The sequence below is a fragment of the Amycolatopsis sp. NPDC104863 genome, from assembly GCF_055582965.1.
The window spans coordinates 230,179-256,258 of sequence record NZ_JBVJOW010000006.1; the positions used below are offsets into that span (position 1 = coordinate 230,179).

General features: G+C 71.0%; 23 protein-coding genes and 3 pseudogenes. 19 read left to right on the top strand and 7 right to left on the bottom strand.

Features of this window, described 5'->3' with window-relative positions; translation table 11 throughout:
• Nucleotides 1–48: 48 nt before the first annotated feature.
• Nucleotides 49–1,284, top strand: coding sequence for a styrene monooxygenase/indole monooxygenase family protein (locus ACZ63J_RS31780; RefSeq protein ID WP_465399524.1), 1,236 nt, complete (start codon nt 49–51; stop codon nt 1,282–1,284).
• Here the strand turns inward: ACZ63J_RS31780 and ACZ63J_RS31785 are convergent.
• From ACZ63J_RS31785 to ACZ63J_RS31805, 5 genes are all read right to left on the bottom strand, one after another.
• A complete protein-coding gene (locus ACZ63J_RS31785) occupies nt 1,281–2,726 on the bottom strand; it encodes an alpha/beta hydrolase (RefSeq protein WP_465399525.1) in 1,446 nt (481 codons plus the stop codon). The genes ACZ63J_RS31780 and ACZ63J_RS31785 overlap by 4 nt on opposite strands.
• A gap of 71 nt (nt 2,727–2,797) precedes the next feature.
• Entirely contained in the window at nt 2,798–3,796 is a 999-nt protein-coding gene (locus ACZ63J_RS31790; protein ID WP_465334873.1) for a TIGR03842 family LLM class F420-dependent oxidoreductase, read from the bottom strand.
• A gap of 9 nt (nt 3,797–3,805) precedes the next feature.
• On the bottom strand, nt 3,806–5,188 hold the full coding sequence (gene hydA, locus ACZ63J_RS31795; RefSeq protein WP_465399526.1) for a dihydropyrimidinase: 1,383 nt from the start codon (nt 5,186–5,188) through the stop codon (nt 3,806–3,808).
• Nucleotides 5,188–5,970 (bottom strand): nitrilase-related carbon-nitrogen hydrolase, encoded by a 783-nt coding sequence (locus tag ACZ63J_RS31800; RefSeq protein WP_465335504.1) that lies wholly within the window; start codon nt 5,968–5,970, stop codon nt 5,188–5,190. Before ACZ63J_RS31800 ends, hydA begins: the two co-directional genes overlap by 1 nt.
• Nucleotides 5,971–5,980: 10 nt before the next feature.
• The gene (locus ACZ63J_RS31805) at nt 5,981–7,534 is read right to left on the bottom strand and encodes an NCS1 family nucleobase:cation symporter-1 (RefSeq protein WP_465399527.1); all 1,554 of its coding nucleotides are present in this window, start codon (nt 7,532–7,534) and stop codon (nt 5,981–5,983) included.
• Nucleotides 7,535–7,754: 220 nt separating this feature from the next.
• On the opposite strand from ACZ63J_RS31805, the gene ACZ63J_RS31810 reads away from it, so the two are divergent.
• From ACZ63J_RS31810 to ACZ63J_RS31820, 3 genes are all read left to right on the top strand, one after another.
• The gene (locus ACZ63J_RS31810; protein ID WP_465309506.1) at nt 7,755–8,441 is read left to right on the top strand and encodes a response regulator transcription factor; all 687 of its coding nucleotides are present in this window, start codon (nt 7,755–7,757) and stop codon (nt 8,439–8,441) included.
• A gap of 2 nt (nt 8,442–8,443) precedes the next feature.
• Nucleotides 8,444–9,430, top strand: coding sequence for a HAMP domain-containing sensor histidine kinase (locus tag ACZ63J_RS31815; protein ID WP_465399528.1), 987 nt, complete (start codon nt 8,444–8,446; stop codon nt 9,428–9,430).
• A 609-nt stretch (nt 9,431–10,039) separates the two neighbouring features.
• Nucleotides 10,040–11,443 carry a DUF4153 domain-containing protein gene (locus ACZ63J_RS31820; protein WP_465399633.1) on the top strand — a complete coding sequence of 468 codons (1,404 nt, stop codon included), beginning with the start codon at nt 10,040–10,042 and terminating at the stop codon, nt 11,441–11,443.
• 92 nt (nt 11,444–11,535) lie between these two features.
• Here ACZ63J_RS31820 and ACZ63J_RS31825 read toward each other — a convergent pair whose 3' ends face one another.
• A complete protein-coding gene (locus tag ACZ63J_RS31825) occupies nt 11,536–11,868 on the bottom strand; it encodes an SSI family serine proteinase inhibitor (protein WP_465335505.1) in 333 nt (110 codons plus the stop codon).
• A 58-nt stretch (nt 11,869–11,926) separates the two neighbouring features.
• A complete protein-coding gene (locus ACZ63J_RS31830; protein WP_465399529.1) occupies nt 11,927–13,561 on the bottom strand; it encodes a PucR family transcriptional regulator in 1,635 nt (544 codons plus the stop codon).
• Nucleotides 13,562–13,695: 134 nt separating this feature from the next.
• Here ACZ63J_RS31830 and ACZ63J_RS31835 point away from each other — a divergent pair, with 134 nt between their 5' ends.
• The 15 genes and pseudogenes from ACZ63J_RS31835 (at nt 13,696) to ACZ63J_RS31905 (ending at nt 25,982) form a co-directional block, all read left to right on the top strand.
• Nucleotides 13,696–15,192 (top strand): CoA-acylating methylmalonate-semialdehyde dehydrogenase, encoded by a 1,497-nt coding sequence (locus tag ACZ63J_RS31835; protein ID WP_465399530.1) that lies wholly within the window; start codon nt 13,696–13,698, stop codon nt 15,190–15,192.
• Between the two features lie 211 nt (nt 15,193–15,403).
• Nucleotides 15,404–16,426 carry a heat-inducible transcriptional repressor HrcA gene (hrcA, locus tag ACZ63J_RS31840; RefSeq protein WP_465310203.1) on the top strand — a complete coding sequence of 341 codons (1,023 nt, stop codon included), beginning with the start codon at nt 15,404–15,406 and terminating at the stop codon, nt 16,424–16,426.
• A 31-nt stretch (nt 16,427–16,457) separates the two neighbouring features.
• Entirely contained in the window at nt 16,458–17,627 is a 1,170-nt protein-coding gene (dnaJ, locus tag ACZ63J_RS31845) for a molecular chaperone DnaJ (RefSeq protein WP_465309516.1), read from the top strand.
• A 3-nt stretch (nt 17,628–17,630) separates the two neighbouring features.
• The gene (locus ACZ63J_RS31850) at nt 17,631–18,383 is read left to right on the top strand and encodes a 16S rRNA (uracil(1498)-N(3))-methyltransferase (protein ID WP_465399531.1); all 753 of its coding nucleotides are present in this window, start codon (nt 17,631–17,633) and stop codon (nt 18,381–18,383) included.
• A gap of 437 nt (nt 18,384–18,820) precedes the next feature.
• Complete coding sequence (locus ACZ63J_RS31855; RefSeq protein ID WP_465399532.1) at nt 18,821–19,180, top strand: histidine triad nucleotide-binding protein; 360 nt, start codon at nt 18,821–18,823, stop codon at nt 19,178–19,180.
• 90 nt (nt 19,181–19,270) lie between these two features.
• A pseudogene (locus tag ACZ63J_RS31860) lies at nt 19,271–20,011 on the top strand (PhoH family protein); the annotation flags it as partial.
• Nucleotides 20,012–20,362: 351 nt separating this feature from the next.
• Nucleotides 20,363–20,761, top strand: a pseudogene (locus ACZ63J_RS31865) (PhoH family protein); the annotation flags it as partial.
• A gap of 327 nt (nt 20,762–21,088) precedes the next feature.
• Nucleotides 21,089–21,424, top strand: a pseudogene (locus tag ACZ63J_RS31870) (PhoH family protein); the annotation flags it as partial.
• Nucleotides 21,421–21,993 carry an rRNA maturation RNase YbeY gene (gene ybeY / locus ACZ63J_RS31875; RefSeq protein ID WP_465309524.1) on the top strand — a complete coding sequence of 191 codons (573 nt, stop codon included), beginning with the start codon at nt 21,421–21,423 and terminating at the stop codon, nt 21,991–21,993. The pseudogene ACZ63J_RS31870 and the gene ybeY, both read left to right, overlap by 4 nt.
• Nucleotides 21,994–22,002: 9 nt before the next feature.
• Nucleotides 22,003–23,349, top strand: coding sequence for a hemolysin family protein (locus ACZ63J_RS31880; protein WP_465399533.1), 1,347 nt, complete (start codon nt 22,003–22,005; stop codon nt 23,347–23,349).
• Nucleotides 23,342–23,680 carry a cytidine deaminase gene (locus tag ACZ63J_RS31885; RefSeq protein WP_465399534.1) on the top strand — a complete coding sequence of 113 codons (339 nt, stop codon included), beginning with the start codon at nt 23,342–23,344 and terminating at the stop codon, nt 23,678–23,680. The genes ACZ63J_RS31880 and ACZ63J_RS31885 overlap by 8 nt, the downstream gene beginning before the upstream one ends.
• Nucleotides 23,677–24,573: a GTPase Era gene (gene era, locus ACZ63J_RS31890; RefSeq protein WP_465309528.1), complete on the top strand. Its 897-nt coding sequence runs from the start codon at nt 23,677–23,679 to the stop codon at nt 24,571–24,573. The genes ACZ63J_RS31885 and era overlap by 4 nt, the downstream gene beginning before the upstream one ends.
• Nucleotides 24,574–24,763: 190 nt before the next feature.
• Nucleotides 24,764–25,132: a CD225/dispanin family protein gene (locus ACZ63J_RS31895; protein ID WP_465309530.1), complete on the top strand. Its 369-nt coding sequence runs from the start codon at nt 24,764–24,766 to the stop codon at nt 25,130–25,132.
• Between the two features lie 26 nt (nt 25,133–25,158).
• A complete protein-coding gene (locus ACZ63J_RS31900) occupies nt 25,159–25,512 on the top strand; it encodes a CD225/dispanin family protein (protein ID WP_465309532.1) in 354 nt (117 codons plus the stop codon).
• Nucleotides 25,509–25,982: a DUF2752 domain-containing protein gene (locus tag ACZ63J_RS31905; protein ID WP_465309534.1), complete on the top strand. Its 474-nt coding sequence runs from the start codon at nt 25,509–25,511 to the stop codon at nt 25,980–25,982. The genes ACZ63J_RS31900 and ACZ63J_RS31905 overlap by 4 nt, the downstream gene beginning before the upstream one ends.
• Nucleotides 25,983–26,080 lie beyond the last annotated feature (98 nt).

A 26,080-nucleotide genomic window follows, 5' to 3' on the forward strand; every position in this document is an offset into this window, starting at 1 on the left:
CGGACGAGTACGTTGGGAACAAAGGGGTTTCCGGGGGGAAGGGCGGCCATGCGGCGGATCGGGATCGTCGGAGCGGGGCAAGCGGGACTGGTCCTCGCGATCGGGTTGCGGCAACGGGGTTACGACGTCACCGTGTTCGCCGAACGTCCCGCCGCCGAGGTGCGGGCGGGGCGGCTCGTCTCGAACCAGTGCCTCTTCCACCCCGCGCTCGAACGCGAGCGTGAGCTCGGCATCAACTTCTGGGACGCCGACGCGCCGCCGGTGCGTGAGGTCGCCTTCGCCGCCGCTGGGGAGACCGGGGATCCGGCCATCTCCTGGCGGGTCGCGCTCGACCGGCCGGCGCAGTCGGTCGACCAGCGCGTCAAGGTCTCCGACTGGCTGGCCGAGTTCGAACGCCTCGGCGGCGACCTGCGGATCCGCCGGGTGAGCCCGGCCGAGCTCGACGAGTGCGCCCGCGAGTTCGAGCTGCTCGTGGTCGCCGCCGGGCGCGGGCCGCAGTTCGACGCGCTCTTCCCGCGGGACGACGAGCGTTCTCCCTACCGCGAGCCGCAGCGCGCGATCGGCGTGTTCTACGTCGCCGGGCCGGTGGACGCCGTTCCCGGGCTCACCTTCGGGATGTCGCAGGTGGGCGAGTTCTTCCTGCTGCCGGTGTTCTCGGTCCACGGCCCGGTCCACGGCCTCGGCTTCTTCGGCGTGCCCGGCGGCCCCCTCGACGTCTGGGACGGCGTCACCGACGTCGAGCAGCACCACGAGACGGCCCGGAAACTGCTGCGCACGCACTACCCGTGGCAGGCCGGCTTGCTCGACCACACGCAGCCCGCGGCGCCGGGCGACCTGCTGCACGGCCGGATCACGCCGGTCGTGCGCCACCCCGTGGGCACCCTGCCGTCCGGGGCGAAGGTCCTCGCGATGGGCGACACCGCGGTGACCAACGACCCGGTCGGCGGCCAGGGCGCCAACATGGCCGCCCGCGCGGCCCGGGCGTACCAGGAGGCGATCGTCGACCACGCCGACCGGCCGTTCGACGAAGAGTTCATGTACGGCACCTTCGCCCGCTACTGGCGGCACGCCCGGCACGCGACACTCTTCAACAACGACCTGCTGGCCCCGCCGGCCGACCACGTACTGGCCACTTTGGACACCGCGCAGCGGGTTCCCGAAGTGGCGCACCGGTTCGCGCACCTCTTCGAGAACCCCGCCGACTACGAGGGCTGGCTCGCCGACCCCCGGGCGTCGTACGGGTTCCTCGAAGAGGCGACGGCCCGGCTCGTCGCGACGCGCTAGCCGAACGGGCCGTGGTCCGGGGCGCAGACCGTGCCCCGGGCCGGCACCGAACCGGCGACGAAGTAGCGGTCCAGCCACCCGTCCACACACGCGCTCTTGCCGCGCGAGCCGTGGCCGTAAGTGTCGAGGCTCAGCAGCCGTGCGTTGCCCAGGAGCCGTTCCGTCCGCTGAGCCCCCGCGTACGGCGTTTCCAGGTCACCCTGGCGGTTGGCGAGGAGCAGGATCGGGGCGGTCGGGCGGTTCCACGGCCCGGTGTAACGACCGGTGTCCGCGACGTCCCAGGTCGCGCACGGGAGCGTCTTGTAGACGTCGTACGGGCCGAAGCCGCGTCCGACCTGGTCCGCGCGCCGGGCGTAGTCCCACCAGACCGCCGGGTCGCGCGGGTTCGCCGCGTCCGAGCACAGGGTCGCGCCGCCGCCCAGCAGCGAGTCGACGTCCGGCGGGCCGCCCGCGACGACCGGCGCCCGGGAAGCCGGATCCGCCAGCGCCTGCAGGTACGCCGCCAGCTGCGGCGCGGCCTGGGCGTCGGTCAGGTAGGTGTGGATCTGGCCGATCGCGCTCTGGTAGGTGACGGTCACCTGCTTGCCGGAAGTGTCCGTCACCGTGATCGGGCCGCGCTGCAGGCGGTCGAGGATCGCGTTGTAGTCGAAGGCGCAGCGCGACGCGCAGGCGTCCAAAAAGGACTTGATCGAGCGGGGGCCGTCCTCGAAACCGCCGAGCCGGTAGCTCATCGGCCCGGCGCCGGTCGCCCATCGCGACGGGTCGTCGACGGCGTCCAGCGCGAGGGTGCCGACCCGGCCCGGAAACAGGTTCGCGTACGTCTCGCCGATGTAGGTGCCGTACGACTTCCCGTAGAACCGCAGCTTGCTCTCGCCGAACGCCGCCCGCAGGCGGTCGAGGTCCCGCGCGATCGTGCCGGTCGAGAGGTGGTTCGCGAGCGGGCCCGTGTTCTGTTCGCAGAGGTCGGTGACGGTCTTCGTGTCCGCGATCTGCTGCTGTTCGGCGTCACGGGTCAGCGGGAACGTGCCGAGCGCGCGCTGCAGCACTTCGAGCTGCGAGGGATCGGTGAAACAGCGGATCTTCGAGCTCGCCCCGACGCCACGCGGGTCGATCCCGACGATGTCGAAGCGCGCGTGCAGCTGCGGGGTGAGCGCCGGGGCGAAGCGCCCGGACGAGCCGGGGCCGCCGGGGTTGTAGAAGATCGTGCCCAGCTTGTGGGCCTGGTCGGTGGCCGGGAGGCGCCCGACCGCGATGGTCACCGTCCCGGCGGACGGATCCTGGTAGGACAGCGGGACGTCGAGGTGGCCGCACTGGTAGCCGGCCTGACAGGTGTCTTCCCAGACGATTCCGGCGGGGCTCGCCGACGCTGCGGGTGCGCTCAACGCCACCACGCCCGCCGCGGCCCCCAGAGCCAGCGCAGCACGGAGTTTCGGAGATTTCATCCGCCGATCGTCCCGCCGCCGGGACCGGGGGCGCGCTGGTGCGCACCCCCGGAACCGGGGTAGGGCGAGCCCTACGCGGTCAGCTTCGGGATGATCTGCGACCCGTACGACGCCAGGGTCGCCTCGCGGTCGTCGTGCATCAGGTACAGCGAGAACTGGTCCACGCCCAGCTCGGCCAGCTCCTGCAGCCGGGCGATGTGCGCCGACGGCGGGCCGAGCAGGCAGAACCGGTCGACGATCTCGTCCGGGACGAACTCCGTCGACGGGTTGCCCGCCTTCCCGTGGTGGCTGTAGTCGTAGCCCTCCCGCTCGCGGATGTAGTCCGTCAGCTCCTTCGGCACCGCACCGGAAGAGCCGTAACGCGCGACCAGGTCCGCGACGTGGTTGCCGACCATCCCGCCGAACCAGCGCAGCTGTTCCCGCTGGTGCGGCAGGTCTTCGCCGACGTACGCCGGGGCCGCGACGCAGATCGTGATCCCGCCCGGGTCGCGGCCGGCCGCCCGCGCGGCGTCGCGGACCGCGCCGATCGTCCAGCGGGCGATCGCCGGGTCCGCGCACTGGAGGATGAAGCCATCGGCGTGCTCGCCGACCGTCTTCAGCGCCTTCGGCCCGTACCCGGCCATCCACATCTCGAGCCGGCCGTTGCGGATCCACGGGATCTGCACGGTCTTCTCGTTCATCGTCACCGCGCGGCCTTCGGCGAGGTCCTTCACGACCTGCATGCAGTCGCGCACGGTGGCCAAAGTGGACGGTGGCTTCCCGACGACCCGGTGCGCGGAGTCGCCGCGGCCGATGCCGCAGACCGTCCGGTTGCCGTACATGTCGTTGAGCGTCGCGAACGTCGACGCCATCACCGACCAGTCCCGCGTGCCCGGGCTGGTCACCATCGGCCCGACCACCAGCGACGACGTCGCCGCGAGGATCGCCGAGTAGATGACAAACGGCTCCTGCCACAGCACGCAGGAGTCGAACGTCCAGCCGTAGCGGAACCCGGCGGCCTCGGCGTCCTTCATCAGCCGCACCACGTCCCGCGCGGGCGGGTCCGTCTGCAGCACGATCCCGAAGTCCATGGCCCGCTCCTAGTTCAGGTACTGGTTCAGCTCGCGGGACAGGAACTTCCCGTGCGACGTAGACCCGGTGAACCCGTCCGGCGACACGACCACGCGCCCCCGCGACAGCACCGTGTGCACCCGCCCGGTCAGCTCGAACCCTTCGTACGCCGAGTAGTCCACGTTCATGTGGTGCGTCTCGGCCGACAGGGTCTGCTTCGCCGACGGGTCGTAGACGACGATGTCCGCGTCCGAACCCGCCGCGATGACACCCTTGCGCGGGTACAGCCCGAACATCCGCGCCGGCGTCGCCGAGCATGTCTCGACCCAGCGGCCGAGCGTCAGCTCACCGGCGACGACACCCTGGTGCAGCAGGTCCATCCGGTGCTCGACCCCCGGCATCCCGTTCGGGATCGCCCGGAAGTCGCCCCGGCCCAGCTCCTTCTGGTCCTTGAAGCAGAACGGGCAGTGGTCGGTCGACACCACGGACAGGTCGTTGGTCCGCAGCCCGCGCCACAGGTCGGCCTGGTGCGACTTCTCCCGCAGCGGCGGCGAAGCGACGTACTTCGCGCCCTCGAAGTCGGGCTTCGCCAGGTCCTCAATGGACAGGTAGAGGTACTGCGGGCACGTCTCGGCGAAGACGTTCTGGCCGTCGTTGCGCGCTTCCGCCACCGCCGCCAGCGCTTGCGACGCCGACAGATGCACGATGTACAACGGCGAGCCGGTCACCTTCGCGAGCTGGATCGCCCGCGACGTCGCTTCTCCTTCCAGTTCCGGGGGCCGGGTGAGGCCGTGCTGCACGGGATCGATGTTGCCCGCTTCGAACGCCTGCGCCGCCAGCTGGTCGATCGCGATGCCGTTCTCCGCGTGCATCATGATCGTAGCGCCGATTTCCCGCGCTTTCTGCATCGCCAGCAGGATTTCCCCGTCCGTGGAGTAGAACACCCCCGGGTACGCCATGAACATCTTGAAGCTGCCGACCCCGCCGTCGACGCAGGCTTCCATCTCCTTCAACGACTGGTCGTTGACGTCGGAGACGATCATGTGGAAGCCGTAGTCGATCGCGCAGTTGCCGTCGGCCTTGGCGTGCCACTTGTCCAAAGTGGACAGCAGCGACGTCCCCTTGGCCTGCACGGCGAAGTCGATGATCGTGGTCGTCCCGCCCCACGCGGCCGCGGTGGTGCCGGTCGAGAACGTGTCGACCGAATGCGTGCCGCCGAACGGCATCTCCATGTGCGTGTGCGCGTCGATTCCGCCGGGCAGCACGTACTTGCCGGTGGCGTCGATCGTCTCGTCGCCGGTCAGCGTCCCGGGCGCCCCGACGGCGGTGATCGTCTCGCCGTCGACGAGGACGTCGGCCAGGAGCGCGCCCGACGGCGAAACGACCTGACCACCCTTGATGAGCGTGGTCATCAGGCCTCCGTGAGGGGGCCGTAGGTGTCCGGCCGGCGGTCGCGGTAGAACGCCCACAGGTCCCGGACCTCGTCGAGCAGCGTCATGTCGAGGTCGCGGATGACGACCTCGTCGTCGGTGTCGGACGCGGCGTCGCCGATCAGCTGGCCGCGCGGGTCGGCGAAGTACGTCTGGCCGTAGAAGTCGTTGTCGCCCAGCGGTTCCACGCCGACGCGGTTGATCGCGCCGACGAAGTACTCGTTCGCCACCGCGGCCGCCGGCTGCTCCAGCCGCCAGAGGTACTGCGACAGCCCGCGGCTGGTCGCCGACGGGTTGAACACGATCTTCGCCCCGGCCAGGCCCAGCGCGCGCCAGCCCTCGGGGAAGTGCCGCTCGTAGCAGATGTAGACGCCGATGCGGCCCACGGCGGTGTCGAACACCGGGTAGCCCAGGTTCCCGGGCCGGAAGTAGAACTTCTCCCAGAAGCCCTTGACCTGCGGGATGTGGTTCTTCCGGTGCTTGCCCAGGTACGTCCCGTCGGCGTCGATCACCGCGGCGGTGTTGTAGTAGACGCCGGGTTGCTCGACCTCGTACATCGGCACGACCAGCACCACGCCGTGGCGCTCGGCGACCTCCTGCATGAGCTTGGTCGTCGGCCCGTCCGGGATGCCCTCGGTGTAGGAGTAGAACTCGGTGTCCTGCACCTGGCAGAAGTAGGGGCCGTAGAACAGCTCCTGCAGGCAGACGACCTGGGCGCCCTGCGAGGCGGCGGTGGCGATGTGGTCGACCGCCGCCTTGATCATGGACTCCTTGTCACCCGTCCACCGCTGCTGGATCAATCCGGCTCGGACCGTGGTCACTGGCTACCTCCTTGGTCGTGGAACGGGACAGGGCGGCGAAGACGACGAGCGCGCCGACGAAGCCGACCACCCAGTTGTAGTCGTAAAGCGGCTTGAGGAACGGGATCAGCCCGCCGTCGGGGAACGGCCCGCCATACGCGCCGCCGACCGCGAGGACGGCTCCCACCAGCGTCGCGACCAGCGCGCGCCAGTTCCAGCCGCCGGAGAACCAATACACCCCATCGGGTGTGTAGAGGTCCTTCAGCTTGAGCTGGGTGCGGGCGATCACCCAGTAGCCCGCGACGAGCACGCCGGCGACCGCGCCGAGCAGGCCGCCGTAGAAGCCGAGCCAGGCGAAGATGTAGATGTTCGGGTCGGAGTAGAGGCGCCACGGCTGGATCAGGATGCCGATGACCCCGGTGATGCCGCCGCCGACCGCGAACGTGATCTTCTTCGGGAAGGCGTTGGAGAAGTCGTAGGACGGGCTGACGACGTTGGCCGCCAGGTTCGCCGAAATCGTGGCGAGCACCAGCGCGACCAGCGCGACGACCACCACGACGGGGCTGGTGAACTTGTCGGCCAGCTGCGCCGGGTCCCAGATGTCCTCGCCGTAGAGCACGTGCCCGCCGGACGTGGTCAGGATGGCGACGATCGCGATGAACGTCATCGTCGTCGGCAGGCCGAGGATCTGGCCGCGGACCTGCTTGCGCTGGCTGCCGCCGAAGCGCGTGAAGTCCGGCATGTTCAGCGAGAGCGTCGACCAGAAGGCGATCATCGCCATCAGTGACGGCGCGAACACCTTCCAGAAGTCCGGGCCCCAGCCGAGCTTGCCGCCGTCGGACAGGATCGGGCCGAGCCCGCCCGCCTTGACCAGCACGTACCCGAGCATGATCAGGAAGCCGACGGACACCAGCGGCGCCGTCCAGTTCTCGAACCGGCGGACCGCCTCCATGCCGCGCCAGATGATCAGCATCTGGCCGATCCAGAAGACCACGAACGACAGCCACAGCGTCCAGTGCTGCCCGGCGACCTCCGGCGCGTCCCGCCACCACGAGCCGAGCAGGCGCCCGAGGATGACGTAGATGGCCTCGCCGCCGACCCAGGTCTGGATGCCGAACCAGCCGCACGCGATGAACGCGCGCAGCAGCGCGGCCAGGTTGGCGCCGCGCAGGCCGTAGAACGCGCGGGCGAACACCGGGAACGGGATGCCGTACTTCGTGCCCGCGTGGCTGTTGAGCAGCATCGGCGCGAGCACGACCAGGTTGCCGATCGTGATCGTGATGAGCGCCTGCACCCAGTTCATGCCGAGCGCGATCAGCGACGCGGCCAGGGCGTAGCTGGGGATGTTGTGGGCCATCCCCATCCAGAGCGCGAAGTAGTTGTAAGTGGTCCAGGTCCGCTTTGCGACGGGGACGGGGGCCAGCTCTTCGTTGAAGAACCGGCTGCCTTCGAGAGACCCGGCGTCGGCGGGGTCGAGCTCGACCCGGCCGTCGTCGTGCACGCGCTGGTCTGCGGGTGTCGGCGCCATTGCGGCATCCTGCGCGCCTGGTCATCGCCGGGGCAACGGCAGACTGTTCACTCTTCCCTGATCAGGAGTGCAGTCTGTCGATTGCGCGAACGGGCGTCGAAGTGCATGACCTGCGTCACACATCCGCTCGTCACGAACCGGAAAAGCGGGTGAAACGTCTCCACAGGATCTCCACACTTCACGCGAACCGTCTCCACCGGGGGTGCTTAAGGTCGTGACCATGGAACCGGGAGCAAGACGGGTGCTGGTCGTCGAGGACGACGTCACGATCGCCGCGTCGATCACGGCCCGGCTGCGGGCCGAAGGGTTCACCGTGGACGTCGCCCACGACGGGCCGGCCGCGGTCGAGGCGGAAGCGGCCGCGGAGCCGGACCTCGTCGTGCTGGACGTGATGCTCCCGGGGTTCGACGGCCTGGAGGTCTGCCGCCGGATCCAGGGGCGGCGGCCGGTGCCCGTGCTCATGCTGACCGCGCGGGCCGACGAGACGGACATGCTGGTCGGGCTGGGGGTCGGCGCCGACGACTACCTCACGAAGCCGTTCTCGATGCGGGTGCTCACGGCGCGGGTGCACGCGCTGCTGCGGCGGGTCGAGCGGTCTTCGTCCGGGCACGGCGCCCGGATCGTGCTCGGCGACCTCGAGATCGACGTCGACCAGCGGCGCGTCGCGCGGGCGGGGGTGGCGGCGCAGCTGACGCCGATCGAGTTCGACCTGCTGGTGCACTTCGCGCGCCGGCCACGGGTCGTGCAGCCGCGGGAACGGCTGCTGTCGGAGGTGTGGGACTGGGACGTCCACGGCACCTCCGCGGGGACGCGGGCGGTGGACAGCCACATCAAGGCGCTGCGGCGGAAGCTCGGCGCCGACCTCATCCGCACGGTGCACGGTGTCGGCTACGCGTTGGAGGCGTGATCGTGAACCTCGTTCCGCGGCCGCTGGACCGGATCCGGTCGATCAAGCTGAAGCTGGCGATCCTGATGGTCGCTTCGGGCGGCGTCGCGTTCGCGTTCTTCAACTGGCAGATCGGCTGGCTGCCGCCGCGGACCACGATCACGGCGATGGTGCTGGCCCTGGTGTTGTCGCAGGTCCTGGCCCACGGGATGACCCGGCCGCTGCGCGAGATGACGGCGGCGGCGCGCGCGATGGCCAAGGGCGACTACACACGGCGCATCCGCGCGACGACCCGCGACGAGGTGGGAACGCTGGCCCGCGCGTTCAACCAGATGGCCGGCGACCTCGGCGACGCGGACCGGCAGCGCCGTGAGCTGGTGGCGAACGTGTCGCACGAGCTGCGCACACCGATCACGGCGTTGAGCGGAGTGCTCGAGAACCTAGTCGACGGCGTCGAGGACCCGGACCCGGCGACGCTGAAGACGGCGCTGCAGCAGACCGAGCGCCTGGCGACGCTGGTGGACGAGCTGCTGGACCTGTCGCGCCTGGACGCGGGGGCGATCCCGCTGCACAAGACGACGTTCCCGGTGGCGGAGCTGCTGTCGGAGGCGGTGTCCGAGGCCGCGTTGGTGCGCGGGGTGAGCTTCGAGGTGGCGGTGTCCCCGCCGGACGCGACGGTGTTCGCGGACCGCGGCCGGCTGTTCCAGGTGGTGGCGAACCTCCTGGAGAACGCGGCCCGCCACGGCCCGGCGGGCGGCTCGGTCCGCGTGACGGCGGAGGTGCGCCCGGGCGAGGTGCGCATCGAGGTGTGCGACGAGGGCCCGGGCATCGCCCCGGCCGATCGGGTCCGGGTGTTCGAGCGGTTCACGCGTGGCGAGCGTCCGACCGGGGGTGGGACGGGGTTGGGGCTGGCGATAGCTCGGTGGGCCGTGGATCTGCACGGCGGGACCATCGGGGTCGTGGATTCGGCGCCGGGGTGCCGGATCCGGGTGAGCCTTCCGACGATTTAGCGCTTTCGGCTCGGGTGGTGGGTTGACACGCTGCGGGTATTTGCAAAAGCGAACTTGTGTGCGGGAAATGCTGACTAGAAAGCAGGCGAGATGCCGAAGAGCAGGTTTGGTGAGCCCGGGGAACCGGGCGTGCCGCGGGGGAAACGGCGGCCGGGAGCCGCGGCGCGTGCCGATGTGGAGGGAGGGGTGGCTGGTGCTTCGGTTGGTGGGCGCGCCGGCGGGGGAGGCTCGGCGGGCGGTGACGCCTCGGGCGGTGGGGTCGCCGGTGGTCGGGGAGGCTCGGCGAGCGCGGGTGGTGGCGCCTCGGTCGGCGGGCGCGCTGGTCGTGAGCGAAGCTCGGCGGGCGGTGGCGGTGGTGCCTCAGCTGGCGGGCGCGCTGGCGGTGGGGGAGGCTTGGCGGGCGGTGGCGGTGGTGCCTCAGCTGGCGAGCGCGTCGGTGGTGGGCGAAGCTCGGCGGGCGGTGGCGCGCCGGTCGGCGTGGCGGATGGCAAGCCGTCCGGCGGACCTATCCGAGCTGGTGGGGTTTCCACCGGAGCGCCGGCAGGCGGGGTCGCCGTAGCCGCACCTCCTCTTCTCCTCCGGCAGCTCCCGCCGCCGAAGTCGGTCGTAATTCCCCTTCCTCCCGCCGTCCTTCCCGCTGCCGGGCTCGCCGGAGTAGCCGCCGCCCTCGTTCTCCCCGTCGATCGGCCCGGGATCGGCTGGCTTCTCTCCGGGATCGCCGTCACCGCAGCCGTTTTTGTCGCCGATCGGCGGTCGAGGGACCAAAGCGCCGCTCAACCCTTCACCTGGGTCAGCGCCGGCTGGGCGCTCCTCACCCTCGCCCTCCTCGGCATGGGCGCCATTCGCGCCTCCGGGTGGCTCTTCGTCCTCTGCGTCCTCGCCGCCGCCGTCACCGGATCCCTTGCCGTGGTCGGGAAGCGGACCGTCAACACCTTCCTCTACGACATGTTCGCCGTGCCCGTCGAAGCTCTCCGCGCGATCCCGTGGGCCGGGCGCGGGGTCGGGCGGTTCACGGCCCGGCGGGACGGCGTCGCACGCCGGATCGCTCTTGCCGTGCTGGCCACCGCCGCGATCGTGGCCGTTTTTGTCCCCCTCCTGGCCAGCGCCGACGCCGCCTTCGCCGCCATCGTCAACGCCATGATCCCCGACCTGAGCCTCGCGACCCTCGTGCGCTGGTGCCTCGTGTTCGCCGCTGTCGCGCTGCTGGTCTCCGGCGCTTGTTACTTCCTCGCCGCGCCACCGCAAAGGTCTTCGAACGACCGTCCACGAAGGACACAACACGGTCTGGAATGGACGGTCCCGCTCACCGTTCTCGTCCTGCTCTTCAGCGTCTTCGTCGGCGTCCGGCTGGTCGTGCTCTTCGGCGGCACCGAATACGTCCTGCGCACCAGCAACCTGACCGCGGCCGAGTACGCCCGCAGTGGCTTCTGGCAGCTGTGCGCCGTCACCGTCCTTACGCTCGCCATCGTCACCGCGGCCCTGCGCTGGGCGCCGGACACGACCAAGGGCGACCGGCTCCGGCAGCGTGTCCTGCTCGGGGCGCTCAGCGCGCTGAGCCTGGTGCTCGTCGGGTCGGCGTTGAGTCGCATGTGGACCTACCAGCAGGCCTACGGCTTCACCGTGCTCCGGCTGCTCGTCGAGGTCTGCGAGCTCTGGTTCGGCGCGGTGTTCGTGCTGGTGTGCGCGTCGCTGGTCAAGCTGCGCTCGACCTGGCTGCCCCGCGCGGCGATCGGCACCGCGGCCGCGGCGCTGCTGACGCTGGCCGTCCTCGATCCCGAACGGCTGATCGCGAACGAGAACCTCGACCGCGCCGCCGCCGGGAAGCCGCTGGACCACGACTATCTCGCCGGCTTCTCCGCCGATGTCGTCCCGGTGGTGTCGGCGCGGCTGCCGGAGCCGCTGCGGACGTGCGTGCTGCGGCAGGTCCTCGACGGCGACACGCCGGACGGCTGGCCGGCCTGGAACCTGAGCCGCGCGTCGGCGCGGGACGTCCCGCTCGGCCGGTGCACCTGAACCGAACCGGGGTCCGTTGCGTAATGAACAACGGTGCGCGGAAGTCACCGGGTCGTCGTGGGGGCGGCCCGGCGGCTTCCGCGCCCCGGCACTCAGAACGCGAAGACGTCGTCCGAATCGCGGTTGGCGACGCAGCGGTTCGGGAACGTCGTGCGGAACGAAACCGGCTTGCCGCGCCAGGAACCGACCACCGTGACGTCGACCGGGGCGTAGATCAGCGTGCACGCCTGGTGCCGCGGCGTGATCTTCGTGAAGTCGCCGCCGGCGCCGGAAAGGACCGCGCACGCGTTGTCGCGCTTCGGGTGCGTGCCGCCGGTCGGGTCGCAGGTCAGCACCACCGAGCCGATCCGGTTGGCGGTGTCGTGGCTGCTGAGCTGCAGCGTCGACGCCGGCGGCTGCGCGGGCGCGAGGCAGCTCAGGCTCATCAGGCAGGCAGCAAGGGGGAGGAGGGCCATATCGGTTCCATCGGCAGCCCGGACCCGATCACTGTGCTCCCCGTCCGGGTGAGTCTTCTTCGCTCGGCCGGGTGATGTCCAGGGCCAGGAGCGCGACGTACAGCGAGAGCATCGACTCCGGGTCCTCCAGCCGGACGCCGAGGACCTGCTCGATCCGGGCGAGCTGCTGGTAGTACGCCGTCCGCGAGGTGTGCGCCGCGACGGCCGCCGCCGACTTGTTGCCACCCTGCGCGCAGTAGTGGCGCAACGCCTGCACCAGCCGGCTGCCCGAAGCCGCGTCGCGCTGCAGCAGCGGCCCGAGCTCCCGCACCGCGAACGCCGTGACCCGCTCGTCGCCCGCCAGCAGGTGCAGCAGGCCCCGCAGCCGGACGTCGGAGAGCCGGTGCACCACCCGCTCCTCGCCCGAGCCCAGGGCCGCGGCCGCGACCTGCCCGGCTTCCAGCAGCGTGCGGCCCGCTTCGGCCGGCGTCAGCACCGTCGTGCCGACCGCCAGCACGCCCGGCGCGCTGCCGCGGGCCTCGTGGACGTCGGTGGCGAGCCGGTGCAGCACGGTGTCGGCGTTCGCCTCCGGGGACAGCGCGAGCAGCGCCCGGACGCCGAGGTCGTCGGTCGCCACCAGCGCCGACACCTTCGCGCGGCGCGCCGCGAGCACCGTGGCCTCGGCCAGCTCGCGCAGCACCGGCGGCGTGGAGAGCGCGGGACGGTTGCCGGCCAGGCGCGGCCGCACCGCCAGCCCGACCAGCTGCCGCCCGGTGAGCGGCACGGCCAGCGCCGAGGCGCGCGCCAGCAGCTCCGCCGACGGCGCCGGCGAGGTCAGCAGCTCGGCGAGCACCGCGCGGTGGGCCTGCCGTTCGAGCCCGTCGGTCTCCTTGGCGACCAGCCGGTGCACGGCCAGCGCGGACGCGGCCCGCTCGGCGACCACCCGGTGGCGGTGCGGCGGCGGGTCCGCGCAGACGACGACCAGCCGTCCCCAGTCGTGCCCGCGCGCGCCGACCACGGTGACCAGCCAGCCCGACCCGGGGTGGTAACCGGTCCGCTCGCCGACCTGGACCACGCGCGAGCGGCCCGGCCAGCCCGCGAGCAGCTCGGCCGGGTCGGCGCCCGCGGCGTCGTAGGCGAGCACCTCGTGCGCCAGCGTCTCCAGCACCACCGGCTGCTCGGTCAGCCGCGCGACCTCGGCCAGCACCACGCCGGGTTCGGCGCCCGCGACCGTCAGCGCGGTGAACGTCTCGTGCACCCGCTCGGCGGCGCGCAGCTCGGCGACCTGGGCGTCGACGATCTGGCCGTTCACCGCCTCGGTGACGCTCACGTACCGCGTCTCGCGCGAGAGCGTGACCAGCGGCAGGCCGTGTTCCTCGGCCGCCTCGACCAGGGCGGCGGGCAGCTTGTCGCTCCAGTGCCGGACCAGCTCGATCACCAGGCCGGCCGCGCCGACCCCGGCCAGGTCGGCGACGTACCGGGCCAGCGACGGGCCGTCGTCGGGCAGCGCGACGCCGGTCGTCAGCACCAGCTCGCCGCCGCGCAGCAGGTGCGCGATGTCGGCGATCTCGGCGACGTGCGCCCAGCGCACCGGCGCGTCCAGGCCGGCGACCCCGGCGACGACGTGCGGGCGCCCCTGGCGCAGCACCGGCAGCGCGAGCACCTCGGCGACGGTCGGGTACATGGCTCCTCGCGAATGATCGGCAGGGACAGACTGTACGGCCGGGACGCGGAGTCCGTACACGTTGTCGATGGCGTCCGCGTGGCGCGCGCCCGGACACTCGCAGGAGACGTCCCCGACCGAAGGAGCGCACCGTCGTGACCGACCGCATCACCCACTGGATCGACGGCAAGCTGTTCGCGGGGCCGACCGAGCGTTCCGGCGAAGTGTTCGACCCCGCCACCGGCGAAGTCCGGGGCCAGGTCGACTTCGCCGGGCAGGCGGAGGTCGACGAGGCCGTCGCCGCCGCGACGGCCGCGCTGCCGGGCTGGCGCGGGACGTCGCTCGCCGGGCGGACGCGGGTGCTGTTCGCCTTCCGCGAGCTGCTCTCCGCCCGCAAGCACGAGCTGGCCAAGATCGTCACGAGCGAGCACGGCAAGGTCGAGTCGGACGCGGCGGGCGAGATCGCGCGCGCGATCGAGAACGTCGAGTTCGCGTGCGGCGCCGCGCAGCTGTTGAAGGGCGGATTCAGCGAGAACGCCTCGACCGGCGTCGACGTCTATTCGATCGCCCAGCCGCTCGGCGTGGTCGGGGTGATCTCGCCGTTCAACTTCCCGGCCATGGTGCCCCTGTGGTTCGTCCCCAACGCGCTGGCCTGCGGAAACACCGTCGTGCTCAAGCCGAGTGAGAAGGACCCGTCGGCAGCGGTGTTCCTCGCGGAGCTGTTCGCCGAAGCCGGCCTGCCCGCGGGCGTGCTCAACGTGCTGCACGGCGACAAGGTCGCCGTCGACGGGCTGCTGGAGCACCCGGACGTCAAGGCGATCTCGTTCGTCGGGTCGACGCCGATCGCGCGCTACGTCTACGAAACCGGCACCCGCAACGGCAAGCGCGTGCAGGCCCTCGGCGGCGCGAAGAACCACATGGTCGTGCTGCCGGACGCCGACCTCGACCTGGCCGCCGACGCCGCGGTGTCGGCCGGCTTCGGCTCGGCGGGCGAGCGCTGCATGGCGGTGTCGGTGGTCGTGGCGGTCGACCCGGTCGGCGACGAGCTGGTCGCGAAGATCGCCGAGCGGATCTCCCGGCTGAAGGTCGGCGACGGCCGTGACCCGTCGTCGGAGATGGGGCCGCTGGTGACCGCCGCGCACCACCGGCGCGTCGAGTCCTATGTGGACGCCGGGGTCGAGGCGGGCGCGTCGCTCGTGGTCGACGGCCGGGGCGTCGAGGTGCCGGGTTCGTCGGACGGCTTCTGGCTCGGCCCGACGCTGTTCGACCACGTCCGCCCGGAGATGTCGATCTACACCGACGAGATCTTCGGCCCGGTGCTCGCGGTCGCGCGCACGGCGTCCTACGACGACGCGCTGGCGCTGATCAACGCGAACCCGTACGGCAACGGCACGGCGATCTTCACCGGCGACGGCGCCGCGGCCCGCCGGTTCCAGAACGAGGTCGAGGTCGGCATGGTGGGTGTCAACGTGCCCATCCCGGTCCCGGTCGGCTACTACTCGTTCGGCGGCTGGAAGGACTCGCTGTTCGGCGACAGCCACGCGTACGGGCCGGAGGGGTTCCACTTCTTCACGCGGACGAAGGTCGTGACGTCGCGCTGGCCGGACCACTCGCACGCCGGGGTGAACCTGGGCTTCCCGCGCAACTCCTGAGCACGGCTTGTCGTGAGTGTTTTTTAGGGTTCTAACACTAAAAAACACTCACGACGACCTGCGCCGAGCGTTCTGGCCTGACCCTTGCTTCCGGCGCCGAGTTCGACGGGCTCTCCGGGGCCGTGCCGCGCTGAGCCGCCCGCGTTGAGCACCTCTCGCTCAGGTTTCCGTAAACTCGGGATGAGCAGCGAGCGAAGTGGGTGAGGAACCGGTGGCCAACGCGGACGAACGCCGCTTCGACGTGCTGCGCGCGATCGTGGCCGACTACGTCTCCAACCAGGAGCCGGTCGGGTCCAAGGCGATCGTCGAGCGGCACAACCTGGGCGTTTCGAGCGCCACCGTGCGCAACGACATGGCCACCCTCGAAGAAGAGGGCTACATCACCCAGCCGCACACCAGCGCCGGCCGGGTGCCGACCGACAAGGGCTACCGGCTCTTCGTCGACCGGCTTTCCGAGATCAAGCCCCTGAGCGCCGCCGAGCGCCGGGCCATCACCACCTTCCTCGACAGCGGCACCGACCTCGACGACGTCCTCCGCCGCTCGGTGCGGCTGCTCGCGCAGCTGACCCGGCAGGTCGCCGTCGTCCAGTACCCGATGCTGACCAACGCCAAGGTGCGCCACCTCGAGGTGGTGCCGCTCACCCCGGCGCGGCTGATGCTGGTGCTGATCGCCGACAACGGCCGGGTCGACCAGCGCACGGTCGACCTCGGCGACGTCGTCACCGAAGACGACGTGGCCCGGCTGCGGTCCGTGCTCAACACGGCCATGTCCGGCCGGCGGCTCAACGAAGCGGCGGCGCGCGTCGCCGAGCTGCCCGACCAGGCGCCCGGCGGGCTGCGCGACGCGCTCATCCGCGTCACCACGGTCCTCGTCGAGTCACTGGCCGAACACCCCGAAGAACGCCTGGTCCTGGGCGGCACCGCGAACCTCACGCGCAACGTCGCCGACTTCCCCGGATCACTGCGCCAGGTCCTCGAAGCCCTCGAGGAACAGGTCGTCGTACTGAAGCTCCTGGCCGCCGCGCGCAACCCCGGTGCGATCACGGTCCGCATCGGTGAGGAAAATGAGGACGAGCAGATGCGCAGCACCTCGGTCGTCTCCATCGGGTACGGCCAGGACATGGTGCTCGGCGGCATGGGGGTGGTCGGCCCGACCCGGATGGACTACCCCGGCACGATCGCCGCGGTGCGCGCGGTCGCCAACTACGTGGGGCAGATCCTGCACGGCCGCTGAGCCGGGCAGAGCAGAAGGAGAAGCAGAGACGGTGGCGAGGGACTACTACGGCATCCTCGGGGTGGCGAAGAACGCGAGCGACCAGGACATCAAGCGCGCGTACCGGAAGCTGGCCAGGGAGCTGCACCCCGACGTCAACCCGTCGGAAGACGCCCAGCACCGGTTCGGCGAGGTCACGACGGCCTACGAGGTGCTGTCCGACCCGCAGAAGCGCAAGATCGTCGACCTCGGCGGCGACCCGATGGACGGCGGCGCGCGCGGCGGGGGCGGCGGCGACCCGTTCGCCGGGTTCGGCGGCCTCGGCGACATCATGGACGCGTTCTTCGGCGCCGCGGGCGGCGGTGGCGGCGGCCGCGGGCGCGGTCCGCGCAGCCGTGTCCAGCCCGGCTCCGACGCCCTCATCCGGCTCGGCCTCTCCCTCGAGGAGTGCGCCACCGGGGTCGACAAGGAGATCGCCGTCGACACGGCGATCGTCTGCGACCTCTGCCGCGGCGCCGGCACCACCGAGGGCACCGGCGTCAAGACGTGCGACACCTGCGGCGGCGCCGGCGAGGTCCAGTCCGTGCAGCGGTCCTTCCTGGGCCAGGTCGTCACGGCCCGCCCGTGCCCGGTCTGCCGCGGCTTCGGCGAGGTCATCCCCGACCCCTGCCGCCAGTGCGGCGGCGACGGCCGCATCCGCGCCCGCCGCAACGTCACCGCCAAGATCCCGCCGGGCGTCGGCGACGGCATGCGCATCCGGCTGTCCGGCCAGGGCGAGGTCGGCCCCGGTGGCGGCCCGGCCGGCGACCTGTACGTCGAGATCGACGAGACCCCGCACGAGGTCTTCGTCCGGCAGGGCCACGACCTGCACTGCAACTTCCGCATCCCGATGACCACCGCGGCGCTCGGCGCCACCGTGCCGATCGCGACGCTGGTCGACGGCGACTACGAGCTCGACGTCGAACCGGGCACCCAGCCCAACGCCGAGCTCGTCCTCACCGGCAAGGGCATGCCCCGGCTGCGGTCCTCCGGCCGCGTCGACGGCCGCGGCGACCTGCACGTCCACATCGACGTCGTCGTCCCGACCAAGCTCGACGAAGCCCAGCGCGACCTGCTGGTCGAGCTCGCCCAGCAGCGCGGTGAGGAAGTGCCCACGCTGGCGTCCAACGGCAGCAAGCACGGCGGCCTGTTCTCCAAGCTGCGCGCCAAGAACCACCGCTGACCCGTGCCCGACACCACCCTGCCGGTCTTCCTCGCCGCCTCCGTGCCCGCCTCGGGGAGCACGGTCCTCGACGGCGAGGAAGCCCGGCACGCGGCGACCGTCCGGCGCCTGCGCGCGGGGGAGCGGCTCGTCCTCTCCGACGGCGCCGGCACGATGGCCCGCTGCGTCGTCGACGCCGTCCAGCCGGGCCGCGACGCCCAGCTGAACCTCACGGTCGAGGAGAGCTGGACCGAGGAACCCCCGGCCCTGCGCGTCGTCGTCGCCCAGGCCCTCGCCAAGGGCGACCGTGGCGAACTCGCCGTCGAGCTCGCCACCGAAGCCGGCGTCGACGCGATCGTGCCCTGGCGCGCCGCCCGCAGTGTCACCAAGTGGGACGACGGCGGCCGGGGTGACAAGGCCCTCGCCCGCTGGCGCGCCACCGCCCGCGCCGCCGCGAAACAAGCCCGCCGCGCCCACGTCCCCGACGTCACCGAACCCGTCGGCACCCGCGAGCTCGCCGGCCTCGCCACGACGATGTCCCTGGTCATCGTCCTCGAATCCGACGTCGAGGACCGGCTGGCCGACCTCGAGCTCCCCGACACCGGCGACCTCCTGCTCGTCGTCGGCCCCGAAGGCGGCATCACCGACGAAGAGCTCCACACCCTGCGCGAAGCCGGCGCCCGAGCCGTCCGCCTCGGCACGACGGTCCTGCGCACCTCCACCGCCGCGGCCGTCGCCCTCGGCGCGCTCGGCGCCCTCACCACCCGCTGGCACTGAAAAGATCACCACAAAAAAGAGGCCACATTTTGCGCCCAGTTATGGCGCGATCACACTCCGACCCGTTACTCTCGTTTACTAACGCGCCACGCACCGTTTAGGCGCGCCACTGGGAAGACACAGACCCCGCCGGGCACCTCCCCCCTCGGTCCGGCGGAGCCGCGGATGCGGTAGATCGACCCCCAGGATCTACCGCTCCGCGGCGTTCCTTCCTCGCTTCGCTCGTTCGGTACGCCTTCGCGTTCGTTGTGTCTTCTGGGGGTCAAACCCCCAGACCCCCAGCCGGGGCGAGCCCCGGACCCCCGCGGGTTTTGTCTTTCTTCTGTTCAAAAGGCGCCTTGCTTTGCTCGGCGGCCTTCGGCCGTCTCGCAGCGTGTGGTTGCCCGCTTGCTTGTTGCGTTCGTTGCTCGCGGCGTGGGGTCGGTAGGGTGCGTCGCATGAGTGACGATGAGACCCTCTTTGAGCGGATCATTGCTGGTGAGATTCCTGCTGATGTTGTGTATCAGGATGCTTCCACCTTTGCGTTTCGGGATATTCGGCCTCAGGCGAAGGTGCATGTGCTCGTTGTGCCCAAGACTCGTTATCGGAACCTTGGGGAGCTTGCTGCTGCTGATCCCGGCCTGCTGAGTGATGTTGTTGCCACCGCTCGCAAGGTTGCCGAGATCGAGGGCATCGTCTCCAGTGGGTATCGCGTCGTCTTCAACACCGACTCCGATGCCGGGCAGACCGTCTTCCATGTGCACGCCCACGTGCTGGGTGGGGAGCCGCTCGGCTTCTTCGGAGCTCACGCGGGGTGAGTCGGGAAACCGGCCTGCGTCTTGTCGGGGGGTGCCAGTAGCATCGGTGGGGTCCGTAGTCCCTCACCGAGAAAGCAGGGCCGAGGCCACGTGGCCGGAACCGCACCGGGTGGAGCCGCCCGACCCGACGTCCCCGGAGACGTCCCCAAGACCGACGACAGCGCCGCCCAGGCAGCACAGTCCCGGTTCCCGATCCCCGACGCCGCCGCCCTCAGCCTGCTCGGCTCCCGCGACGAGAACCTGCGTGTCGCCGAGGAGCTCCTCGCCGCCGACGTGCACGTGCGCGGCAACGAGGTCACCCTGACCGGCACCCCCGCCGACGTCGCCTTCGCCGAACGCGTCTTCGCCGACCTGGTCACCCTCGCCACCGGCGGGCAGCAGGTCGGCCCGGACACCGTCCGCCGCACCATCGGGATGCTGAGCACCGGCGACGCCTCGCCGGCCGAGGTCCTCAGCCTCAACATCGTCTCCCGCCGCGGCAAGACCATCCGGCCCAAGACGCTCAACCAGAAGCGCTACGTCGACGCCATCGACAAGCACACCGTCGTCTTCGGCATCGGCCCGGCCGGCACCGGCAAGACCTACCTCGCCATGGCCAAGGCCGTCCAGGCCCTCCAGGCGAAGCAGGTCACGCGCATCGTGCTGACCCGCCCGGCCGTCGAAGCCGGCGAGCGCCTCGGGTACCTGCCGGGCACCCTGAACGAAAAGATCGACCCCTACCTGCGGCCGCTCTACGACGCGCTGCACGACATGGTCGAACCCGAGTCGATCCCGCGGCTCATGCAGGCCGGCACCATCGAGATCGCGCCGCTGGCCTACATGCGCGGCCGCGCGCAGCCGGTCGACACGCCTGTGCTGACGCCGGATGGCTGGCGTCCGATCGGTGAACTGGAAGTCGGCGACCTGGTGGTCGGCTCCAACGGTGAACCGACTCCGGTTCTCGGTGTGTACCCGCAGGGGGAAAAGGACGTCTACCGGCTCACCGCGAGCGACGGCTCGTCGACGCTTTGCTGCGGCGAGCACCTCTGGACGGTCCGGACAGCGTCCGACAAGCGCCGGAACAAGCCTTGGCGAGTGCTCGAGACCAAGGAAATGATCGGCAAGCTCCGGGCCGCACACGCCCGCCGATACGAGCTTCCGATGCTGACGGCCCCGGTGTGCCACCCCGAGCGCGAGGTCCCGATGGACCCTTATGCACTGGGTCTGCTGCTCGGCGACGGCTGCCTCACGGGCTCGACCACGCCCAGTTTCGCGACCGAGGATCCCGAGCTGGCGCTCGCACTCGGTGCGGCACTGCCCGGCGTCGTCGTGCGGCACAAGGAAGGTCCCGACTACATCCTCAACCGGGCGCGGCAGCCGGGTGATGTGATCACCCTGGAAAACCCGGTCACGTCCGTGCTGCGCGTCCTGGACCTGCTCGGAACGCGTTCGCAGACGAAGTTCGTCCCCGAGGTCTACCTCCGGAACTCCGCGGCTGTCCGGCTCGCTGTTCTCCAGGGACTCCTCGACTCGGACGGCGGTCCGGTCACGCAGCTCGGCCGCACGTGCCGTGTCCAGTACACGACGACCTCGGCTCGCCTCCGCGACGACGTGATCCACCTCGTGCGCTCGCTCGGTGGCGTCGCCCATGTCCGCAGCCGCGTCGCTCTCGGCCGCAAGCCGGGGCGGGCGAACGGGCGTGACGTCGGCCACCGGCACGACGCTCACATCCTCGATATCCGGCTTCCCGAAGGTGTCGAGCCGTTCCGTCTCGACCGCAAGCGGGTCAAGTACCGGGCGAGCGGCGGCGGGCGGCCGATGCGGTTCATCGAGAGCATCGAACCGGCCGGTCGCGCGGAAACCGTCTGCATCCAGGTCGCGGCGGAGGACTCGCTGTACGTCACCGAGGACCACCTGCTGACGCACAACACGCTGAACGACGCCTTCATCATCCTCGACGAGGCCCAGAACACCACGCCCGAGCAGATGAAGATGTTCCTCACCCGCCTCGGCTTCGGCTCCAAGATCGTCGTCACCGGCGACATCACCCAGGTCGACCTGCCGAACGGGCAGCGCAGCGGCCTGCGGGTCGTCCGCGACATCCTGGGCTCGGTCGAGGGGCTGCACTTCTCCGAGCTGACCAGCCAGGACGTCGTCCGGCACAAGCTCGTCGGCGACATCGTCGACGCCTACGAGAAGTGGCAGGCCGTGCAGGACGCCCAGGACCAGCAGCAGGGCAACGGCTGGAAGGGCAACCGGCGGTGAGCATCGAGATCGCCAACGAGTCCGGCGTCGACGTCGACGAGACGTCCATCGTCTCGGCGGCCCGCTACGCCCTCGACAAGATGGAGGTCAGCCCGCTCGCCGAGCTGTCCATCCTGCTCGTCACCCTCGACGTGATGGAAGACCTGCACGAACGCTGGATGGACCTGCCCGGGCCCACCGACGTCATGGCCTTCCCGATGGACGAGCTCGACTCCTCCCGCCGCCCGGACGCGCCCGACGCGTCGCCGGCGCTGCTCGGGGACATCGTGCTCTGCCCGGCGTTCGCGAAGGACCAGGCCAAGACGGCGGGGCACCGGCTGATCGACGAGCTGCACCTGCTCACCGTGCACGGCTGCCTCCACCTCCTCGGCTACGACCACGCCGAACCCGCCGAGGAACGCGAGATGTTCGCCCTCCAGAAGCGCATCCTCGGCGAGTACCAGGACGCCGTCTCCGCGCTGGAGAAGCGGGACGCCCAGCGCAACACCGACGACCGCGTGCTCGGCATCGCCGGGCTCGACGCGGGCGTCGCGCCGGCCGGGGAGCCACCCACCGGGGAAACGCCCTAGGCGCCAGCCATGGTCCAGCTCCTCTTCGCGATCGCGCTCGTGCTCCTCGCGGGCGTGTTCGCGGCGGCCGACGCCGCCATCAGCACCGTGTCGCAGGCCCGGGCCGAAGGCCTCGCCCGGCTCGGGCTGCCCGGCGCCCGCCACCTCGCCGCCGTCGTCGCCGAACGCCGCCGGCACATCAACCTGCTGCTCCTGCTCCGCCTCGGCTGCGAGCTCACGGCCACCGTGTTGGTCACGGTGTTCGTCGGCACCCGGCTCCGCCCGCTCGGCGTGGCCGTGCTCGTCGCGGCGGTCGTCATGGTCGTCGTCAGCTACGTCCTCATCGGCGTCGGCCCGCGCACCCTCGGCCGCCAGCACCCCTACCGCATCGGCCGCTACGTCGCCGGGCCCGTCCGCGTCCTCGGGTCGGTCCTCGGGCCGCTGTCCCGGCTGCTGATCCTCATCGGTAACGCCATCACGCCCGGCCAGGGCTTCCGCGAAGGCCCGTTCACCTCCGAGGTCGAGCTGCGCGAGCTCGTCGACCTCGCGCAGGAACGCGGGGTCGTCGAGGACTCCGAGCGCGAGATGATCCACTCGGTGTTCGAGCTGGGCGACACCATCGCGCGCGAGGTCATGGTGCCGCGCACCGAGATCGTCTGGATCGAGCGCACCAAGACCGTCCGGCAGGCCCTCGCGCTGGCGCTGCGCACCGGCTTCACCCGGGTCCCGGTGATCGACGAGTCGGTCGACGACATCGTCGGCGTGGTCAACATCAAGGACCTCATGGCCGCGTACATGGATCCGGACGGCCCGAGCACCGTCGTCGACACGCTGATGAACGAGGCCGGCTTCGTCCCCGACTCCAAGCGGCTCGACGAGCTGCTCAAGGAGATGCAGCGCTCGCACAACCACATGGCGATCGCCGTCGACGAGTACGGCGGCACCGCCGGCCTGCTCACCATCGAAGACGTCATCGAGGAGATCGTCGGCGAGATCACCGACGAGTCCGACGGCGACGAGCGCCCCGAGGTCGAGGAGCTCGACGACGGCGCCGTGCGTGTGTCGTCCCGGATGGGCGTCGACGACCTGGGCGAGCTGTTCGGCATCGACCTCGAAGACCACGACGTGGAGACCGTGGGCGGGCTGCTCGCGGAGCGACTGGGTAGGGTCCCGCTACCGGGGGCCGAAGCCGAGGTCGCCGGCCTCCGGCTCTTCGCCGAAGGCGGCAAGGACCGGCGCGGCCGCATGCGGATCACCTCGGTGGTCGTACACCCGGCCGACGCCGAGGCGATGACCGACCCGGCCGACCGCACCACCCGGCGCCGGACGCGCCTGCCCCACCCCGACGAACGCGACAGGAGCGTCGAACATGCCTGACCTCGAGGCGGAGGACCAGAAGCTGGTCACCCTCGCCCGGTCCTCGCGCGCCCGCATCCAGGCCCCCGAAGGCGCCGCGGTCCGCGACACCGACGGCCGGACCTACGCCGCGGGCACGGTCGACCAGCCGTCGTTCAAGCTCACCGCGCTCCAGGCCGCGGTCGCCGCCGCGCTCTCCAGCGGCGCCGAAGGCATCGAAGCGGCCGCCGTCGTCAGCGAAGAGGGGCTGCTCAAGGGCGCGTCCGTGCACGCCGTGCGCGACATCGCGAAGTACGCGCCGATCATCCTGGCCGCGCCGGACGGCACGGTGCTCGAGGTGCTGAAGCGATGACCGAACACCGCTCCGGCTTCGCCTGCTTCGTCGGCCGCCCCAACGCGGGCAAGTCGACGCTGACCAACGCCCTGGTCGGCACCAAGGTCGCGATCACCTCCAGCAAGCCCCAGACCACGCGTCACGCGATCCGCGGCATCGTGCACCGGGAGGACGCCCAGCTCGTCCTCATCGACACCCCCGGCCTGCACCGCCCGCGCACGCTGCTGGGCGAGCGGCTCAACGACATCGTGCACACGACGTGGTCCGAAGTGGACGTTGTCGGGTTCTGCGTGCCGGCCAACGAAAAGATCGGCCCCGGTGACAAGTTCATCGCCGCGGAGCTGCAGAAGATCGCGAAGCGGACGCCCGTCATCGGCATCGTCACGAAGACCGACCTGGTCCAGCCCCAGCAGGTCGCCGAACAGCTCCTGGCGCTGCAGAACGTCATGGAGTTCGCCGAGCTGATCCCGGTGTCCGCAGTGGACGGTTTCCAGGTCGGCGCGCTCGCGGACCTGCTCGTCGGCAAGCTGCCCGAGGGCCCGCAGCTCTACCCGGGCGGCGAGCTCACCGACGAACCCGAGCAGACGCTGGTCGCCGAGCTGATCCGCGAAGCGGCGCTGGAAGGCGTCCGCGACGAGCTGCCGCACTCGATCGCCGTCACCGTCGAGGAGATGCTGCCGCGCGAAGGCCGGGACGACCTCATCGACGTGCACGCGTTCCTCTACGTCGAGCGCCCCAGCCAGAAGGGCATCATCCTCGGGCACAAGGGCGAGCGGCTGCGCGAGGTCGGCGCCACCGCGCGCAAGAACATCGAGGCGCTGCTCGGCTCGAAGGTCTACCTCGACCTGCACATCAAGGTCGCCAAGGAGTGGCAGCGCGACCCCCGTCAGTTACGCCGCCTGGGCTTCTGACCCGGCCATTCCCCGGACGGGGGATGATCAGCGGAATTCCTGGTCTCGATTCGGTCGCGGCGGGAGGATTCACCGCACGCGCGACCGCGGCGCCCCCTACAGTCGCGGCTTCGACCACACCGCGGCCGGTCGGGGCGGCCCGCGGAACCGGTGGTCGTCCACGGAGCAAGACGAAGGGGAACAACCGACCATGACCGACAGCCAGGGCATGCCCAACTACCCCGGCGACCAGCCGAACCAGCCCGGCGGCCAGCCGAACTACCCCGGTGGGCAGCCGGGTGGCTACCAGCCGGGCCCGCCCCCGAGCAACAACCTCGTCTGGGCCATCCTCACCACCCTCTTCTGCTGCCTCCCGTTCGGCGTCGTGTCGATCGTGCAGGCCGCGAAGGTGAACGGGCTGTGGGCGCAGGGCCAGACCGCCGCCGCGCAGGAAGCCTCCGACTCCGCCAAGAAGTGGGCGATCATCTCGGCGGTCGTGGGTGTCGCGTGGATCGTGCTGGTCGTCATCCTCTCGATCGCCGGTGTCTTCACCTTCGGCACGACGTCGTCGTCATACTGACGTAGCCGAGCAGCAGGAGGAACCCGGTGACCGACCAGTACCCGCCGCCGTACCCGCCCCCGGGCGGGCCGCCACCCGGCTACGGCTACGGCTATCCGCCGCCGAACTACGGGCCACCGCCGGACAACAACATGGTGTGGGCGATCCTGAGCACCGTGCTGTGCTGCCTGCCCCTGGGTGTCGTCTCGATCGTGAAGTCGAGCCAGGTCAGCTCACTCTGGTTCCAGGGCTTCCACGCCGAGGCGCAGAAGGCCGCCGACGACGCCCGCAAGTGGGCGATGTGGTCGGCCATCACCACCGGGATCCTCCTGCTGCTCTACATCGCCTTCATCGTGGTGATGGTCGTGATCGGCGTCTCCGCGGACCGGTACACGCCGTGACCACGACGACCGTCCACACCGGACACCCCGTCTACACCGGGCACCCGGCGCGGGGAGCCAGGGCCAAGCTGCGCGCGGTGAGCGCGCCGCTCGCCGTCGTGGCCGGGCTCGGCGTGTGCTGCGCCGTGGTCTGGGCCGGTGACCCGACGACGCCGGGCGGCTTCCTGCCGGTCTGCCCGACCAAGGCGCTGTTCGGGATCGACTGCCCGGGCTGCGGCGGCCTGCGGATGGCGTACAGCCTGATGCACGGGAACATCCCCGCGGCCGTGCACTACAACGCGGTGTCGTTCGTCGTCGTGCTCCTGTTCGTCTGGAGCATGGCGGCGTGGACGGTCGGCAGGCTGCGCGGCCGCGCGGTCGCCAGCTGGCTGCACTGGCGCTGGACGCCCCTGGCGTTTTCGGTCGTGTTCGTCGTCTGGTTCGTGATCCGCAACCTGCCGTTCGCCCCGTTCAGCGGCTTGCGCGTCTGAACGACGGCGGAGGGGAACCGGGTCCGGACCCGGCGCGTCGGACGGCGTGACGGGGTCACCCGGACAGCTGAAGCCTGGGAGGCGCGGCCGTCACCGGA